The sequence below is a fragment of the Streptomyces sp. NPDC048295 genome, assembly GCF_040652135.1.
GTDB lineage: Bacteria > Actinomycetota > Actinomycetes > Streptomycetales > Streptomycetaceae > Streptomyces.
On the sequence record NZ_JBEZLL010000008.1, the window covers coordinates 326521 to 343409 of the forward strand.

Consider the following 16889-nt stretch of genomic DNA (forward strand, 5'->3'; position numbering starts at 1 on the left):
GGTGGCCCGATGTTCTCGCGCCGCGTACGCGCCTAGCGTCGTGCGGGAGTCGTCCACCTGATTCCGAGGAGCACCATGCGCGTCGCCACGCTGGCCGCCGCCGGCCTGGGCCTGACCTGTTTGTTCGCGGGCACCATGCCCGCGTCGGCCGCCCCCGCAACACCCTCCGCCCACCAGCGGCTCGTCTGGGGCCCCTGCTCACCGCAGCAGCGGGAGCTGAACGAGGCGGGTGCACAGTGCACGGAGGTGACCGTCCCGCTCGACTACTCCGACCCCGGCGGCCGGACGATCAGGATCGCCGTCTCCCGCATCAAAGCCACCGCGAAGCACGGGCAGCGGCGCGGCGTCCTGCTGTCGAACCCGGGCGGTCCGGGCGGCACCGGACTCGCCAACACCCTTTCCCTGCAACCCGCGTTGAAGGACGTCGCGGACCGCTACGACCCGATCGGCTTCGATCCCCGCTTCCTCGGCGAGTCCAGCCCCCTCACCTGCGACCCGGCCGCCCCGGCGCCCGCGCCCGGCCCGGTCACGACCCGGCGCGAGGACTTCGAGCAGTCGGTACGGTCCGCCCGCGACACCGCGCGCCGCTGCCAGGAGCACGGGGACAACGCCCGGCTCCTCCCGCACGCCACCACCAGGAACGTCGCCCGTGACATGGACGCGATCCGCGCGGCGCTGGGCGAACCCAGGCTGTCGTACTACGGCGTCTCGTACGGCGCCGATCTGGGCGCCGTCTACACCCAGATGTTCCCCCGCCGCGCCGACCGCATCGTCATCGACTCCTCGACCGACCCGACGGCCACCCAGTACCAACTCTTCCAGCGGGCGGGCAAGCCGCTCGAAGAGGCGCTGGACGCCTGGGCCGGATGGACCGCGCGGCGGAACGGCACCTACCGGCTCGGCGGCACACCGGCCGAAGTGCGGGCGGGCGTCCAGCGGTTGCTCGACGGGGCCGAGCGGCGCCCGGTCACCGTCTCCGGCGTCCGGCTCGACGCACAGTTGCTGCGCCTGGTACTGCGGCAGTTCATCCAGTACGAGGAGTACGACCCGGCGCTCGCCGGTACGGTGCGCGATCTGACCGACGCCGCCGCGGGCAGGCCGGTCGAGCCCGGCCCGGAGCTCGCCGCCATGCTCGAAATGCTCGCGTCACCCGAGCTGGCGGACAGCATGCTGGGCGGGACCTTCTTCATGTGCGGCGACCGTGGCTGGCCGGCCGGCGGCTGGCCGGGGAACCCGGAGACGTACTGGCGGAACATGGAACGCAGCCGTGCCGCCCAGCCCGTCTTCGGCCCGCTCGTCAACAGCATGATGGCCCCGTGCGCGTTCTGGACGAGCACGTCCCGCGAGCCCGCCACGGTGATCGGCAACGACGTACCCGTGCTGATGCTCCAGGCCCGGCGCGACAACAACGTCCCCTACGAAGGGGCCCTGGCCCTGCACCACCGGCTGACCGGTTCACGGCTGGTGACGGCGGACATCCGCTCGCACGGGGTGTACGGACGCGGATCCGGCGGCCTCACCCCCGTCCCCTGCGCCGACGCGGCGGTCAATGACTACCTGCGCGACGGCACTCTGCCCGGCGCCGACCTGACCTGCCCCCGTACCGGGGAGGACCGGTGATCAGCAGGCGTACGGGCCTGGCGGCCACTGCGGCGGCCCTGCTCACCGGAGCGTCCGGCCCCGCGGCGACGGCCGCCGCCGCACCCCGCCGCGCCCCCGGGACCGGTGGCCGTCTCCAGAGCGACGTGGACGCGGTCCTGGCCACCGGCGCCACCGGCGTACTGGCCGAGGTGCAGAGCGCCCGGGACCGGACGACGGCCCGCGCCGGATCCGCCGTCCTGGACACCCCGCACCACCCGGTCCCCTGGGGCGCCTACTACCGGATCGGCAGCGACACCAAGACCTTCACGGCCACGCTCGCCCTCCAGCTGGTGGGCGAGGGGCGGCTCGCGCTCACGGACACCGTCGAGCGGTGGCTGCCCGGCGCCGTGCGGGGCAACGGCAACGACGGCGGCAGGATCACGGTCGCCGATCTGCTGCGCCAGACCAGCGGGCTCAACGACTATCTCGCCGTCTCACCGGACGCCGCCGACGCGTTCACCCCGGACGGCTACCGCCGGTCGCGCTTTCGCACCACGGCCCCCGAGGAACAGCTGAAGGCGGCTCTGAGCCGGCCGCCCCTGTGGCTGCCGGACACGGGCCGGCCCGCCGGGGAACGGCGCTGGGGCTACTCCAACACCAACTACGTGCTGGCGGGCCTGATCATCGAGCAGGTCACCGGCAACCCCTGGGCGCAGGAGATCCACGACCGGATCATCGAACCCCTGGGCCTGCGCCACACCTTCACTCCGGGGACCTCGCCGTACCTGCCCCGGCCCACCGCCACCGCGTACACCTGGTTCCCCGGCTGCACCCGGCCGACCGACACGACGACGGCCTCCGGCGGCGGGGCGGACGGCTCCGTCATCAGCACCACCCACGACCACGGTGTCTTCCTGCGCGCCCTGATGAGCGGCCGGCTGCTGCGCCCGGCCCAGCTGGCCGCGATGAAGGAGACGGTCGTGGCCGAGGACTGGAGTCCGGCGCCGGGGGTCCGTTACGGGCTGGGCATCGCCTGGCGCCCGGTGGCGGGAAGCCGTGGCGGGATCTGGTTCCACGGCGGAACCCATCTGGGGACCGTCTCCGAGAGCGGGGTGACACCGGACGGTGCGCGGGCCGCGACCAGCGCCACGTTCTCCCTGCGGATGGGCGATCCGGCCCAGGACGCCCAGGACCTGGCCGCGCTCCGGCTGGTGGACCGGGCCCTGACCGGTTAGGGCAGACCCGGGGTCCGGTCGTCGGACCGGTCGCTCAGCCCGCGCCCACCGACACGGCGAGCGTGCCGAGCCCGCTGCCCGGGCCGCGCAGGGCGATCGAGCCGAACGGGGTGCGCAGCCGCAGCCAGGACCCGGCCGCGAGCAGGGCGACCGGGAAGTCCGGCGCCGGGCGGAGGAAGCCGAGGGACTGGGCGGCGTGCACGGCCCGCAGCGGGAGTGCGGTACCGGCGAGCGTGCGCGACCAGATCTCGCGGCCGATCAGGTCCCGCTCGGCCCGGGTGCGGCGCTCCTCGGGCAGGGCCTCGTCGCGGGAGCGGAACTCCGCCACCGCGGCGGTGACCGCCGTGCGCAGGGAGACCGGGCCGGGCAGGCCCGGCAGTTCGCGCCAGCCGCCGCGGGGCGGGAGGACTCCCGTCCACGGCGGCCCGGTGACGGGTGCCGGGATCGCCCCGGAGCCGGTGGACTCCCCGAGGGATTCGAGGAGTTCACCGGCGGACACGGTGACGTCGAAGTCGTCCGGCTCGGCCAGCCGCGCCGCCCGGATCGCCAGGACCTCGAACGACGGCGGCCTGCCGAAGACGGCCAGCGCTCCGCCGCCCGCCTGCATCCGCACCGCGGCGGCCCGGTCGTAGTGGAGCAGCCGGCCGAGGAAGGCCGCGAGATCCGCGGCCTCCCCCGGGTCGGCGAAGTCCAGCGACCGTACGGGCACCGTCATGCTGCGGCAGGCTCCTCGGCCAGGTACTGCTGGAGGTAGAGCTTCTCCTCGGCGGAGATCCGCCGGGGCCGCTCCTCGGCCAGGTCGTAGGGCACGACGACGGTCGAGGCCCGTACGTACACCTGGTCCGGGTCCTTGATCTCGTACGCGATCGTCAGCGACGCCGCGCCGATCTTCGTGACCCAGGACTCGACGGTCACCGGTTCGTGCCGGTGGACCAGCGGGCGTACGTAGTCGATCTCGTGCCGGGCCACGACGGAGCCGCCCGAGAAGGACGGCGAACCGTCCCCCGGCGCCAGCCGGAACATGAAGTCGATGCGCGCCTCCTCCAGGTAGCGGAGGAAGACCACGTTGTTCACATGGCCGAAGGCGTCCATGTCCGACCAGCGCAGCGGGCAGCTGTAGATGTGACGAGCCAAGACGATCAGCCTCGCGTGAGCTTCTTGTACGTGGCACGGTGCGGGCGGGCCGCGTCCGCGCCGAGGCGCTCGACCTTGTTCTTCTCGTACGACTCGAAGTTGCCCTCGAACCAGTACCACTTGGAGTCGCCCTCGTACGCCAGGATGTGCGTGGCGACGCGGTCCAGGAACCAGCGGTCGTGGGAGATGACCACCGCTGCGCCCGGGAACTCCAGGAGGGCGTTCTCCAGCGAGGACAGGGTCTCGACGTCGAGGTCGTTGGTGGGCTCGTCGAGGAGCAGCAGGTTGCCGCCCTCCTTGAGCGTCAGCGCCAGGTTGAGGCGGTTGCGCTCACCACCGGACAGGACGCCGGCCGGCTTCTGCTGGTCCGGGCCCTTGAAGCCGAACGCGGAGACATAGGCCCGCGAGGGCATCTCGACCTGGCCGACGTTGATGTAGTCCAGCTCGTCCGAGACGACGGCCCAGAGGGTCTTCTTCGGGTCGATGTTGGCGCGGGACTGGTCGACGTAGGAGATCTTGACCGTGTCGCCGACCTTGATGGAGCCGGTGTCCGGGGTCTCCAGGCCCTGGATCATCTTGAACAGCGTGGTCTTGCCCGCGCCGTTCGGACCGATGACGCCGACGATGCCGTTGCGCGGCAGCGTGAACGACAGGTCGTCGATGAGGACCTTGTCGCCGAAGGCCTTCGAGAGGTTCTCGACCTCGACGACGATGGAACCGAGCCGCGGGCCCGGCGGGATCTGGATCTCCTCGAAGTCCAGCTTCCGCATCTTGTCCGCCTCGGCCGCCATCTCCTCGTAACGGGCGAGACGGGCCTTGGACTTGGTCTGCCGGCCCTTGGCGTTGGAGCGGACCCACTCCAGCTCTTCCTTGAGCCGCTTGGCGCGCTTCTCGTCCTTGCGGCCCTCGACCTTGAGGCGGGCGGCCTTCTTGTCGAGGTACGTGGAGTAGTTGCCCTCGTACGGGATGGCGCGGCCGCGGTCGAGTTCGAGGATCCACTCGGCGACGTTGTTCAGGAAGTAGCGGTCGTGCGTGACGGCGACGACGGCGCCCGCGTACTTCGAGAGGTGCTGCTCCAGCCAGTTCACCGACTCGGCGTCGAGGTGGTTGGTGGGCTCGTCGAGCAGCAGCAGGTCGGGGGCCTCGATCAGCAGCTTGCAGAGCGCGACACGGCGCTTCTCGCCACCGGAGAGGTTGACGACGGGCCAGTCGCCGGGCGGGCAGCCCAGGGCGTCCATGGCCTGCTCCAGCTGGGCGTCCAGGTCCCACGCGTTGGCGTGGTCCAGGTCCTCCTGGAGCTTGCCCATCTCGTCCATGAGCGCGTCGGAGTAGTCGGTCGCCATGAGCTCGGCGACCTCGTTGAAGCGCTTGAGCTTGCCCATGACCTCGGCGGCGCCGTCCTGGACGTTCTCCAGGACGGTCTTGGTCTCGTCGAGGTGCGGCTCCTGCATGAGGATGCCGACGCTGAAACCGGGCGACAGGAACGCGTCACCGTTGGACGGCTGCTCCAGGCCCGCCATGATCTTCAGCACCGTGGACTTACCGGCGCCGTTGGGACCCACCACACCGATCTTCGCCCCGGGCAGGAAGCTCAGCGTGACGTCGTCAAGGATCACCTTGTCGCCGTGCGCCTTGCGCGTCTTGCGCATGGTGTAGATGTACTCAGCCAAGAGAAACCGTCCGGCAATCGATGTGTGGGCAGATACACCCCATCTTGCCTGACCGCCACCCCAGGATGGAAACCCGCTCGGTTCGCGAGACACCCCGTTCCGGCTCCCGGGCGTACGGAGGGCCGCTTCCGGACATGCGACGGCCCCGGTACGCGTCGGCGTACCGGGGCCGTCATCAGCGAACGTGACAGTCCGCCCCGCATTCGTCACTCCGCGATCCGGTGTGCGGGCGACGGTTCGGGATTACTGCGCGGAGGGCTGGGCCTTGCGCTTGCGGAGGAGGAAGACCGCGCCGCCGCCGACGACGACGAGAGCGATCGCGACGCCCGCGATGACCGGGGTGGCGCTGGAGCCACCGGTCTCGGCGAGGTCGCCCGAGCCACCGGTGGAGCTGCTGCCGCCGGACGTGGCCGGGGTCTTGTCCCCGCCGGTCTGGGTCTCGGTGCCGCCCGTGGCGCTGCCGCTGGTCTTGCAGTCCAGGACGCCCTTGAACGTCTTGGTGAAGCCGCCGGGGCCGGTGATCGTGAAGTCGTACGCCTGGTCCTCGGCGACCGGGACGGTGATCGTCTCGGACTTGCCGGCCTCGACGGTGTGCTTCGCACCGGCCAGCTCGAAGGTGAAGGCCTCGTCACCCGTGTTGGAGGCGGTGACGTCCACGCCGCCCTTGGCGCAGTTCTTCTGCGCCGAGACGGCCGGGATCGCGCCCTTCTTGGCCCAGGTGCCGGTGGCGGTCGCGGAGACCGTCGACTCGCTGGAACCGGCCAGGATCATGGTCTGGCTCTTGGTCACACCGGCGAAGGCCCGGCCGACCGGCACCGAGGTGGTGGCCTGGACCGTCAGCGAGGCGGTGCCGTCGGCGGCGCCCGCCGGCACGTCGAAGTAGAGCTCGGCGCCGTTGGCCGCGGCGGTGACCGGCTTGCCGGCCTTGTCGGTGACCTTGACACCGCTGGCGGCGTCGGCCGGCGGGGTCACGGAGACCTGGCCGGCGTTGGTGTGCACGGTGACCGGGCCGAGCCGCTCACCGGACTTGCCGGAGACCGCGGCCGGGTCCAGGGCGAGGGACGCCTTGGGCTCGGCCTGGTCGACGGCGCTGTGCTCCAGCCAGTCGGCGAGCTTCTCGGCCTGACTGTCGTTCGCCTCGACGTCGACGTTGTCCGAGTAGCGCCAGATGGCGACCTGGGTGCCCGCCGCCGCGGTCTTCTCGGTGAGCGGTCCGGTGCCGGCCGCCTTGGCGAGCGCCGCGAGGTCGTCGACCTGCGGGTAGGAGTGCTCCAGGATCCAGCGGATCTTGCCGGCGTTCTTGTTGCCGCCGAGCGAGGTCTGGTTCCAGGGGGTCTCCAGGTACTTCGCCTGGTCCTGGGTCGGGTTGTGGATGTCGATGCAGTACGTCTTGAGCTTGCCGCCGCCGTCGACAGTCATCTCGAAGAGGCCGGCGGGCAGCTGCTGGTCCTTGCCGTTCGTGTGCAGCACGGCGCGGTCGAAGGTCTTCAACCCGTCCAGCACCGCGGCCGCGCCGCCCTGGTGCTGCGGCGCCTCGTCGGCGACCGCGCTGCCCGCGCCGACGAGGGCGCCTGCCATGACCAGACCGGATGCCACCGCCGAAGCGGCCAGCCGGGCTATGCCGCGCCGCCTCGGAGAATTGGCCGTCGTCACCGAGGACGACGAAGCGGTCGCTGAAGAAGCAGAAAACACAGAATTCCCCTCCGGGCGGGACCCTCCGCGCCTGATGCGCGTGTGGGGACTGCCCCGCCAGTCGACTCAAGTGCCCCGTGAGTACTGGGGAATACTAAGGACGAAGCGATGAACAGTCCCCCGTCATACCGTCGTACAACCATTCCGAATCGGAATCGTTATCGCCGGTATCACTCCCGTTCCCCTTCCCGGCCCGCCCCCGGCCCGATTTCGGCCCCTCTTCCGCCCCGCTGCCGACGCATCACGGCACCGACACCAGCTCCTGCTGGGCCTTCTGACGCCCCGTCGACCGCTTGCTCCCGGACCGTTCCGCCCCGGCCCCGGACCTGCCGGGCTCGTCCGGGCCGTCATCCGGCCTGTCCGCGCTCCCCGCACGCGCTGTCAGCGCGGGGTCACCCCGCACGACGCGCCGGAACGCGGCGGTCCCCCGGCTCAGGTCGTGGCCCACCGCGACGGCCTCGATGTCCACGAACGTCCGCCGCTGCCCCTCCCGTTCCTCCTCGCGCACCTTCAGCCTGCCGTGCACGACGAGTGGTTCCCCGACGGAAACGGAGCCGGCCAGATTCCATGCCAGGGTCCGCCAGGCCCACACGGTGTAAAAGCTGGTGTGCCCGTCCGCCCAGAGCTGTTTCTCGCGGTCCCAGCGGCGTGGCGTCACCGCGAAGCGGAATCGCGCCATTCCGCCGGCCGCGGTCTCCCGGAACTCCACGCCCGTAGCCGCGTTGCCCACCAATGTCACCAAGGTGTCGTTCATGACTCCGCCTCCCCTTCGGCCTTCGGATCGGTGACCGCGTCCGTGTGGTCACCGGTCCCAGATTGAAGGGAAGGCGGAAATCCCGCTGGCGCCTGTGGACTACCGGCCGGTTGTGGAAATCTCCGTCACCGCCGCGTACCGCTCCCGCACCTCGCGGTACCGCACGAGTTCGGCGGCCACCGGATCGAGTACCCGGGCCCGGCCGCAGGCCGCCGCCGCCTCGCGCAACTGCCGCTCGGCCTCCTGCCCGTACCGTCGTGCCGGCCCACGCGCCGCGGCCACGCACGACCACTCCACGACGGGCCCGCCGACGACCCCGGCCAGCATCACCATGGCGGGCGTGAGGTAGCCCGGTTCGAGTACGCCGACGATCTGGCCGACCAGCCAGAGACCGCCGAAGATCTGCAGGAGCGTCATGGACACCTGGGCCAGCACCGCGGCGGGCCACCACCTCGGCCGCGGTGGCTTCCCGCCCACCCGGCCGCTGTGCGCCACACCGGAGGCCCCGGCCACCCCCGTCGCCACCACCGCCGCACCGCCCGGCGCCTGCTCGGTCCCGGCCCTGACCGCCAGCGCGTCGAGCGCCTCCGGCAGTCCCTCCGCACCGTGCACCGCGGCCTCGCGAACCGCCTGCGCCCAGGGGCCGGGCAGTCCGGCGGAGGCCTCGTCCGCCACCGCCCGTACCGCCTGTTCCACGCACTGGCGGGCGGTGAGCTGCTCCTCGGGGGGATCGGGCAGCACCGGACGCTCCAGGCCGCCGGGCCGCCGGACGGACTCGCACCAGCGCCACAGCCGCAGCCAGGGCGTGCCGCACGCCCGTCCGGCGTTCCTGCGCCACTCGCGCTCGGCCGCCTGCCCCGCCGCGGCCGCCCCGACGGCGTCCGCCAGCCGGTCGGCGAACTCCTCGCGGGCCCGTTCCCCGAGGCCGGGGCGCCCCTCGGCCACATAGACCGGGCGGAGCCTGGCCGCGGCGGCGTCCACGTCGGCGGAGAGTCTGCGCGCCGCGGCGGTGCGCTCTTGGACGAACCGGCCGAGCACCTCGCGCAGTTCGCCGACGCCCTCGCCGGTGAGCGCGGACAGGGACATGACGGTGGCGCCGGGTTCACCGTGCTCGCCGAGCGCCATGCCGTCCTCGTCGAGCAGCCGGCGCAGATCGTCCAGGACCAGGTCGGCGGCGTCGCCGGGCAGCCGGTCGATCTGGTTCAGGACGACGAAGGTGATCTCGGCGTGCCCGGCGAGCGGCCGCAGATAGCGCTCGTGCAGGGCCGCGTCCGCGTACTTCTCCGGGTCGACGACCCAGATCACGGCGTCGACCAGCGCGAGCACCCGGTCGACCTGTTCGCGGTGTTCGGTCGCCGCCGAGTCGTGGTCGGGCAGGTCGACGAGGACGAGCCCCTGGAGGGCCTCGTCGGCGTCCGCGCCGCCCTGCTGCGGCCTGCGCCTGAGCCGGCCGGGGATGGCGAGCCGGTCGAGCAGCCCGGCCGCCCCGTCGGTCCAGGAGCAGGCGAGGGGGGCGGCGGTGGTCGGCCTGCGCAGTCCGGTGTCGGAGATCTGGGCGCCCGCGAGGGTGTTGAAGAGCGTCGACTTGCCGCTGCCGGTGGCCCCGGCGATGGCGACGACGGTGTGCCGCGAGGAGAGCCGCTGCCGGGCCGCCGCCTCGTCGAGGACCCGCCCCGCCTCGGCGAGGGTGTCCCCGTCGAGCCGGGCCCGGGACAGCCCGACGAGTTCCCGCAGCGCGTCGAGCCGCGGCCGGAGCGGTCCCCCGGAGGGCACGTAGGCCTCGACCTGGGGCGGCCGTACGTCGTCGTCCGGGGCGGTTTCGGGTTCGGGGTCCGCCGCCCTGGTGGCCGCCCGCCGGGCGATGAGCCCGTCGTTCCATTCCCGGCCCGCCCCGGAGGCCCGGCCCGCCCCGGGGATCCGGCCCGCCCCGGGGATCCGCCCGTGCCCGTCCGGGTCCGGGTTCTCGTGGGAAGCGGGGCCGCCCATCCGGCCGGGCCCCTCGTCAGTGACGGCAGTCATCGCTGCCACCTCTCCTTCTGCAGTACGGACAGCGCGGCGATCAGTTCGGCCTGCGGCTCCGGGGCCACGTCGAGCGCGTCGAGCGGTGCGAGCCGGCGGTCGCGCTCGCCGTTCAGCACCCGGTCGAGGCAGTCGTTGAGCAGCGCCCCGCCCCTGTCGCGCAGCCGCAGCGCGCCCTGGGCGCCGATCCGTTCGGCGAGCTGCTCCCCGGCGCCCCGGGTGCGGCGCCCGCCGAGCAGTGCGGCGGCCAGCAGGGCGGCCACGGTCTCGGCGTCGGGGGCGGCAGTGCGTTCCAGGCTGCGCACCTCCTCCTCGGCCAGCTCCTCCAGGACCCGCCACCACCGCCGTACGGCCATGGCGATCCGGCCCCGGATGTCCTCGGCGGGTCCCCATCCCCCGGCCTCCCGGCCGACGCCCTCGAAGCCGAACTCCCTGGCCGCGGGCTCGCGCCGCCAGGTCGTGCGGACCATTTCGTCGGCGGCGGCCACGGCGCACTGGAGGAGCGTGGAAAGGCTTTCGACCAGTGCTTCGAGGAGTTCGCCGGAGGTGCTGTACAGCGGGAATCCGCGCCACCTGGTGCGGGCGTCCCCGGCGAGCACGCCGCCGCTGCGCAGCCTGCGCCGGACCCGGGCGCCTTCGGTGCGGTACGCGTCCTCGACCACGCCGGTCAGCCGCACGGCCGCCGCGTACTGCGCCGCGACCGCCCCCGCCAGCTCGGGCATCCGCACGTCCAGGGAGTCGATGACCCCGGCCGCCGTGCGCCCCACCGCCTGCTGGCGGGCGGCCGGGTCCTGGGCGCGGTGGGTGAGCCAGGCCCGCAGCGGGGCGACGGCGGTCGCGGGCAGCAGCCCGTTGCCGCCGCCGGCCGATTCGGGCAGCTCGGGAATGGTGAAGCGCGGCACCTCGCCGAGGCCCGCCCGGGTGAGCAGCGCCCCGTACTGCCGCGACACCTCGGCGATCACCTGGTGCGGCACCCGGTCGAGGACGGTGACGAGGGAGGCGTCGTACTGCTTGGCGGTACGCAGCAGGTGCCAGGGCACCGCGTCCGCGTACCGGGAGGCGGTGGTCACCATCACCCAGACGTCCGCGGCGCAGATCAGCTCGGCGGCCAGCACCCGGTTGCGCACCACGAGCGAATCGATGTCGGGTGCGTCGAGCAGCGCGAGGCCGCGCGGCAGTCCGGGCGAGGTCTCGACCCGCAAGGTGATCCCGTCGTCCTCCTCGTACCCGTCGAGCCCGTCGAGGTCCTCGCACCGGCCGGGCTCCCCGGACTCCTCCGGCGGCAGCCAGACGCGGGTCAGCTGCGGCAGTACGCGTGCCCCCGCGAACCAGTGGTGATCATCCGGATGGCAGACGAGCACGGGGGTCCGGGTGGTCGGCCGCAGCACCCCGGCCTCGCTGACCGGTCGGCCCACCAGCGAATTGACCAGTGTCGACTTGCCCGCCCCGGTGGAGCCGCCGATGACCGCGAGCAGGGGTGCTTCGGGATCCCTGAGCCGGGGAAGCAGATAGTCGTCGAGCTGGGCGAGCAGCTCCCCCCGGGTCTGCCGGGCGCGCGCGGCCCCCGGCAGCGGGAGCGGAAGACGCACGGCAGCGACACGGTCGCGCAGGGCGGAGAGTGCGTCGATGAGCTGAGGCCGTACGTCCAAGGTCACCACATGCGAAGAATGCCCAATTTTGGAGCCTTTTTGAAGCGTATAGCCACCTCTGCGCGCCGGTTCTCCCCCGGGAACGAAGTCGGGACAGAGGGGATGAGTGGGGCGCAGGCATAACGAGTGCACAACACCCGGGGCGCGAGGCGCGAAAAGCGCTGCACGAATCCCACCTACCTGCGATTATCGGTTCGCTTCACCGAACCTCCACATCGTGCCACGCAGGTGAAGCAACCAGGACGAGGCGGTCGGAGCCCTATCCTTGTCCCGGCAGGTCACCGACCGGCCCGGCCCCAGGGCTCCAGGCCGCCGAGGCCACCACCCGGCCCCCGTAGCTCAGTGGATAGAGCAGGCGCCTTCTAAGCGCTTGGCCGCAGGTTCGAGTCCTGCCGGGGGCGCACAGCGCGCACCACCATGAGGCCCTCCACCCGGAGGGCCTTTTCGCTGCCCGGATCCGGTGCCCGGTCCGACGGCCGCGTCGCCTTCCGGAGGCACGTTAACGAGCGTGCCGTAGCGGTGGCGTAAGCCCCGGCGGTGGCGGAGGGGCGGGCCCTCGGGCGGGTCAGGCGCGCAGGAAGGTCAGGACCGCCAGGACCCGGCGGTGTGTCTCGTCGGCCGGCGGGAGGTCCAGCTTGGCGAGGATGTTGCCGATGTGCTTGCCCACCGCCGCCTCGGAGACGACCAGTTCGCGGGCGATCGAGCCGTTCGACCGGCCCTGGGCCACCAGGGCGAGCACCTCGCGCTCCCTGGCGGTGAGGCGCTCCAGCGGGTCGCGGCGGCGGCGCAGGAGCTGGCGTACGACCTCCGGGTCGACGACCGTGCCGCCGTCGGCGACCTCCCGCAGCGCGTCGATGAACTCCTCGACCTGGCCGACCCGGTCCTTGAGCAGGTAGCCGACGCCCGAACCGTCCCCGGAGTCCAGGAGGTCGGCGGCGTAGGCGCGTTGCACGTACTGGCTCAGGACCAGCACCGGGAGGGCGGGCTGCCGCTCGCGGAGCAGGACCGCCGCGTGCAGGCCCTCGTCCTGGAAGCCGGGCGGCATCCGGACGTCGGTCACCACGATGTCCGGTGCGTGCCGGTCCACGGCCGCCACCAGCGCTTCCGCGTCGCCGACGGCGGCGACCACCTCGTGACCGAAGCGGCCGAGCAGGCCCGTCAGCCCCTCGCGCAGCAGCACGCTGTCCTCGGCCAGGACTACGCGGAGCGATCGGTCCACTCGCAAGGGATCTCCACACGCAATCGGGTCGGGCCTCCGGCCGGGCTGGACAGCGCAAGTCTGCCATCGAGCACGGACACCCGGTCGGCCAGGCCGGTCAGTCCGCTGCCGCCCGAGGACGTGCTCGCGCCGCCGCGTCCGTCGTCGTGGACCTCCAGGAACAGCCGGCCGCCCCGGTGGCCCCCGCTGATCCCGGCGCGGCTCGCGCCGCTGTGCCGGGCGACGTTGGCCAGCGCCTCGCACACCACGAAGTAGGCGGCCGCCTCGACCGCTTCGGGGAGTCTGCCGGGCAGTTCGACGTCGAGCGCGACGGGGATCACGGAGCGTTCGGCGGCATCGGCGACGGCGGCCTGGAGGCCGTAGTCGGCCAGGACCTGGGGGTGGATGCCGTGGATCAGTTCGCGCAGTTCCGCGAGTGCCCTGCCGGCTTCCTCGTGGGCCCGGGCGAGCTGGTCGGCGAGGGGGCCCGGCGGGGCGTCCAGCCGGGCCAGGCCGAGCATCATGGTGAGGGCCACGATGCGCTGCTGGGCGCCGTCGTGCAGATCGCGTTCGATACGGCGGCGCTCGGCCTCGAACGCGTCGACCAGGCGGACCCGGGAGCGGCTCAGCTCCATGACCCGCTCGTCCGGCCCGGCCGGTCCGGGGGTGAGCAGGAGTCGGGTCAGCTCCGCCCTCGCCCCGGCCAGCGCGCCCAGTGCGTAGCAGCCGAGCAGCAGGAGGACGAGTCCGCCGGCCGCCGTCGCGAAGGCTTCGGGCCGGGTCGTGACCGTCCACAGCTTCACCACGCGGAACTCCGTGCCGTCCCCGTAGACCTCCATGAGTACGGGGGTGCCGAGCATCGCCAGCGGTGCGGCCGTGCAGACGGCCACCGCGAGGGCGTCGACCGGCCACAGGACCACGGCGAACAGCAGCGCGTACCCGAGTTCCCACCAGGTCGCCCGCTCCCGGAACCGGCAGGCCGCCCAGCTCCGCAGCCCCGGTTCGGCCGGTCTGCGGTGCGGGTCCGGGGCCGGGGCGGGGCCCATCAGGCCGAGCCTGCGCCGCTCCAGGGCCGCCACCGGGATTCCGGTCAGGGCCAGGAGGGCGAGCAGCGGCAGCCCGATCAGTACGACGGAGAGCACGCCGCCCACGGCCGCGCCGGTCGCGGTCACCACCAGGACGACCGCGCCGGCCAGGGCACCGCTGATCAGGTAGCCGGCCGACCGCCAGGGCCAGGAGGACAGCGGATAGCGGGGCGAGGACAGGGCCTGCCACACGGTGCGGGGGTGCATGGCCTCACCGTAGGAGGAGGTCACCGGGGCGGGACATACCCGCTGCCCGACTTCCGGGGGTGGGGCAGGCCCCACCCCCGTTCCCGTACGGTCAGCGGTTGAACGACGATCCCAGCGCCGCGGACGTTCCCACGGTGCCCAGCGTGCCGTGGCCGAAGGTGAACGAGCCCTTGGCCGTCAGGCCCTTCGCCGTGGTCGGGAAGACCCACAGGGAGCCCGCGTCGCTGTTCTCGCCGGGGGCGCCGACGGCCAGTTCGCTGCGGCCGTCGCGGTTGGCGTCGACCAGCTTGACGGCGCCGCCGAACAGGTCGCCGGCCTCGGCCGCCCCGGGGACGTCCGCCGTGTCCTGGTTGAAGCCGACCGTGCCGGTGCCGGTCGGGCCGGACGCGGTGCCGGGGAGGACCAGGACCGAGCCCGCGTCCTTCTTCGTGCCGATGTCCTCCTGGGCGACGCCGACGGCGATGTCTCCGTAGCCGTCACCGTTCATGTCGCCGATCGACAGGGACGAGCCGAATCCGTCGTGCACCTCGGCGGCGCCGGGGACTCCGGCGCTGTCCTGGTTGAAGACCTTGGCCCGGTCGCCGCGCGGGCCGGTGGCGCTGCCCGGTACGTAGGTGATCATGCCGCCCAGGGCGAGCGGGTAGTCCAGGTCGCTGTCGTAGCCCTCGACCGTGCGGCCGACGACGAGGTCGGCGTACTTGTCCCCGTTGATGTGGCCGGCCGCGATGGTCTCGCCGCCCTGGAGGCGGTAGCCGTTGGACCGGTTGACGGTGGTGTAGCTCTCGGCGAGGCCGGTGGCGCCGCCGTTGCGGATGAGGATGCGCCGGGCGTCGTACTCGTCGCCGTCGTGGACGACGGCTGCCAGGTCGTCGCGGCCGTCGCCGTTGAAGTCGCCCGCGGCGATGCCCGTGAAGCGCAGATCGTCCATGTCGGGGATCTTCCGGGCGGGGGCCGCCGAGCTGCCGTCGCGCTTGAACGGGCCGGACAGGACGCGGATGTTGCCCAGCCCGAGCGTGACGATGTCCATGGCGCCGTCGCCGTCGAAGTCGCCCACGGCGCTCTGGGAGCCGACCCCGTCGTACTCCTGGTCGCCGTTCAGAAGGGTCGCGCCGCCGGAGAGCCCCTTCGCACCGCCCCAGATGACGGTGAGCGAGCCGGCCTGCTTGAACGTGCCGGTCTTCTCGTTGCCCGCGCCGACCACGAGGTCGCTGTAGCCGTCCTTGTCGAGGTCGGCGGAGACCATGGAGCTGCCGAACGCGTCGCCGCTCTCGGCGGCGTCCGGTATTCCGGGCGAGTCCTGGGTGAAGATCTGCTTGGTGGAGGTCTGCAGTCCGTTCTTGGAGCCGTACACCACACCCACGTATCCGGCCTTGGCCTTGCCGTCGACCGTGGCACCCGGCGCGGTGAACGCGAGGTCCGGGTAGCCGTCCCCGTTGAAGTCGTCGCGGCGCGGGGCCGGTGCGGGCACCGCCCCGTTCGCGGACGCCGACACCGAGGTCGTGGCGCGCGCGGGCGTCGACGCCTGGGCGGTGGGGAAGGTGGTCACGGCGGTCGCCACGGTGATGGCGAGGACCACGGTGGTTCCGAGGGCACGGGATGCCACGTGGACTCCTTCGTTCAGGTTTCGGAAGGTTCGGGTGAACAGTGCGGCGCGTCGGTGGAGCACCGGCACCGCGCAGTCTCAGACAGGCGGCGGCGCGCGACGGTTGCCTCCCCGGAGCGTCCGTTACAGCTCTGGCACGCGAACGGCCGGCGAACGCCGGGAGACGAAGTCCGGTCGCCGTGGCCGGAGTCGAGCGGCGGGGCGCGCGCCACGACCCTGCGGAGCACTGTCGGGCCGCGTCCGCTCCGTGTCATGGTCGGTCCCATGAATGCTTCCGAGGATCGGCCCACCCGGCAGCTGCTGGAACGGTTCATCACCGACGTCGGCCACGTGGTCGCCCTGGAGGCGCTCTGGGCGCACGGGTCGCTGGCACTGGGCGACTACCGGCCCGGTCGCAGCGACCTAGACCTCGTGGCCCTCGTGGCTGCGCCGGTCAGCGGCCCGCAGCGGCGGCAACTCGAAGAGCTGCACCGCACGTTGATCTCGCAGGTACCGGGGGCGGCCGGGCTGCACTGCTCCTACGTGGTGCGCTCGCAGCTGCCGGACGCCGGGCGCGACCATGTGACCTGGGCGCAGTCCCGGCTGTTCGAGCGGCCGGTCACGCCGGTCAGCCGGCGGGAGCTGAGCACGGGCGGGCTGACGCTGTTCGGGCCGGGGCCCGCCGGGATCGTCGCGGAGGTGACCGACCAGGAGCTGGCGGAGTTCGTCCGGGGCGACCTCAAGGGGTTCTGGTACCCGGCGAGTGCCCGGCCCTCGCTCTGGCTGAGGGACATCTGGGTGGACCTCGGGCTGCTGACGCTCGCGCGGGCCGCGGTCACCCTGCGGGACGAACGGCTCATCACCAAGGGGCAGGCGCTGGAGGTACTGGCCGCGTGGGGCGCGCCGCCCGAGGTCGTCCGCGACATCCACCGCCGCCGGTACGGGACCGGGCCGCACCGCACGTCCCTGCCGTGGCGCATCCGACGCGGCCGCCTCGCGCGCGCCTTCGTCCGGACGGGCATCGAGAACACCCTGGCCGCCCACCCCGGCCCCTGACGGGCCGCTGCGCAACCGGGGAGCCAC

At 72.9% G+C, this 16889-nt stretch carries 13 protein-coding genes and 1 tRNA gene; 4 read left to right on the plus strand and 10 right to left on the minus strand.

Going from position 1 to position 16889, the window contains the following annotated elements:
* Window positions 1–75 precede the first annotated feature (75 nt).
* Together AB0D53_RS15225 and AB0D53_RS15230 are read left to right on the plus strand one after the other, a co-directional pair.
* The gene (locus tag AB0D53_RS15225; RefSeq protein WP_362445513.1) at window positions 76–1620 is read left to right on the plus strand and encodes an alpha/beta hydrolase; all 1545 of its coding nucleotides are present in this window, start codon (window positions 76–78) and stop codon (window positions 1618–1620) included.
* Window positions 1617–2816, plus strand: coding sequence for a serine hydrolase domain-containing protein (locus tag AB0D53_RS15230; RefSeq protein ID WP_362445516.1), 1200 nt, complete (start codon window positions 1617–1619; stop codon window positions 2814–2816). The genes AB0D53_RS15225 and AB0D53_RS15230 overlap by 4 nt, the downstream gene beginning before the upstream one ends.
* A gap of 34 nt (window positions 2817–2850) precedes the next feature.
* Here AB0D53_RS15230 and AB0D53_RS15235 read toward each other — a convergent pair whose 3' ends face one another.
* The 7 genes from AB0D53_RS15235 to AB0D53_RS15265 all read right to left on the minus strand — a co-directional run bounded on the left by AB0D53_RS15235 (window position 2851) and on the right by AB0D53_RS15265 (window position 11734).
* Window positions 2851–3531: a hypothetical protein gene (locus tag AB0D53_RS15235; protein WP_362445519.1), complete on the minus strand. Its 681-nt coding sequence runs from the start codon at window positions 3529–3531 to the stop codon at window positions 2851–2853.
* Window positions 3528–3950, minus strand: coding sequence for a thioesterase family protein (locus tag AB0D53_RS15240; protein WP_177328330.1), 423 nt, complete (start codon window positions 3948–3950; stop codon window positions 3528–3530). Before AB0D53_RS15240 ends, AB0D53_RS15235 begins: the two co-directional genes overlap by 4 nt.
* A 5-nt stretch (window positions 3951–3955) precedes the next feature.
* Complete coding sequence (gene ettA / locus AB0D53_RS15245; RefSeq protein ID WP_362445523.1) at window positions 3956–5620, minus strand: energy-dependent translational throttle protein EttA; 1665 nt, start codon at window positions 5618–5620, stop codon at window positions 3956–3958.
* Window positions 5621–5863: 243 nt separating this feature from the next.
* Window positions 5864–7312 carry a Cys-Gln thioester bond-forming surface protein gene (locus AB0D53_RS15250; protein WP_362445526.1) on the minus strand — a complete coding sequence of 483 codons (1449 nt, stop codon included), beginning with the start codon at window positions 7310–7312 and terminating at the stop codon, window positions 5864–5866.
* Between the two features lie 241 nt (window positions 7313–7553).
* Window positions 7554–8066 (minus strand): single-stranded DNA-binding protein, encoded by a 513-nt coding sequence (locus AB0D53_RS15255; RefSeq protein WP_362445529.1) that lies wholly within the window; start codon window positions 8064–8066, stop codon window positions 7554–7556.
* A gap of 99 nt (window positions 8067–8165) precedes the next feature.
* Entirely contained in the window at window positions 8166–10085 is a 1920-nt protein-coding gene (locus tag AB0D53_RS15260; protein WP_362445533.1) for a GTPase, read from the minus strand.
* On the minus strand, window positions 10082–11734 hold the full coding sequence (locus AB0D53_RS15265; protein WP_362445675.1) for a dynamin family protein: 1653 nt from the start codon (window positions 11732–11734) through the stop codon (window positions 10082–10084). Before AB0D53_RS15265 ends, AB0D53_RS15260 begins: the two co-directional genes overlap by 4 nt.
* 328 nt (window positions 11735–12062) lie before the next feature.
* On the opposite strand from AB0D53_RS15265, the gene AB0D53_RS15270 reads away from it, so the two are divergent.
* A tRNA-Arg gene (locus AB0D53_RS15270) sits at window positions 12063–12135 on the plus strand.
* 164 nt (window positions 12136–12299) lie between these two features.
* Here the strand turns inward: AB0D53_RS15270 and AB0D53_RS15275 are convergent.
* The 3 genes from AB0D53_RS15275 to AB0D53_RS15285 form a co-directional block, all read right to left on the minus strand.
* Entirely contained in the window at window positions 12300–12959 is a 660-nt protein-coding gene (locus AB0D53_RS15275) for a response regulator transcription factor (RefSeq protein ID WP_362445536.1), read from the minus strand.
* The gene (locus tag AB0D53_RS15280) at window positions 12932–14224 is read right to left on the minus strand and encodes a sensor domain-containing protein (RefSeq protein WP_362445539.1); all 1293 of its coding nucleotides are present in this window, start codon (window positions 14222–14224) and stop codon (window positions 12932–12934) included. The genes AB0D53_RS15275 and AB0D53_RS15280 overlap by 28 nt, the downstream gene beginning before the upstream one ends.
* 91 nt (window positions 14225–14315) lie before the next feature.
* Window positions 14316–15827, minus strand: coding sequence for an FG-GAP-like repeat-containing protein (locus AB0D53_RS15285; protein ID WP_362445543.1), 1512 nt, complete (start codon window positions 15825–15827; stop codon window positions 14316–14318).
* A 264-nt stretch (window positions 15828–16091) separates the two neighbouring features.
* Between AB0D53_RS15285 and AB0D53_RS15290 the strand changes: the two genes are divergently transcribed.
* Window positions 16092–16862 (plus strand): nucleotidyltransferase domain-containing protein, encoded by a 771-nt coding sequence (locus AB0D53_RS15290; RefSeq protein ID WP_362445546.1) that lies wholly within the window; start codon window positions 16092–16094, stop codon window positions 16860–16862.
* The last annotated feature ends 27 nt before the right edge of the window (window positions 16863–16889 follow it).

Bases quoted from the DNA above. Each gene is read 5' to 3' on its own strand.
- AB0D53_RS15290 (WP_362445546.1), top strand. From the start codon at position 16,092: ATGAATGCTTCCGAGGATCGGCCCACCCGGCAGCTGCTGGAACGGTTC.
- AB0D53_RS15280 (WP_362445539.1), bottom strand. From the start codon at position 14,224: ATGCACCCCCGCACCGTGTGGCAGGCCCTGTCCTCGCCCCGCTATCCG.
- AB0D53_RS15260 (WP_362445533.1), bottom strand. From the start codon at position 10,085: ATGACTGCCGTCACTGACGAGGGGCCCGGCCGGATGGGCGGCCCCGCT.
- AB0D53_RS15225 (WP_362445513.1), top strand. From the start codon at position 76: ATGCGCGTCGCCACGCTGGCCGCCGCCGGCCTGGGCCTGACCTGTTTG.
- AB0D53_RS15255 (WP_362445529.1), bottom strand. From the start codon at position 8,066: ATGAACGACACCTTGGTGACATTGGTGGGCAACGCGGCTACGGGCGTG.
- AB0D53_RS15235 (WP_362445519.1), bottom strand. From the start codon at position 3,531: ATGACGGTGCCCGTACGGTCGCTGGACTTCGCCGACCCGGGGGAGGCC.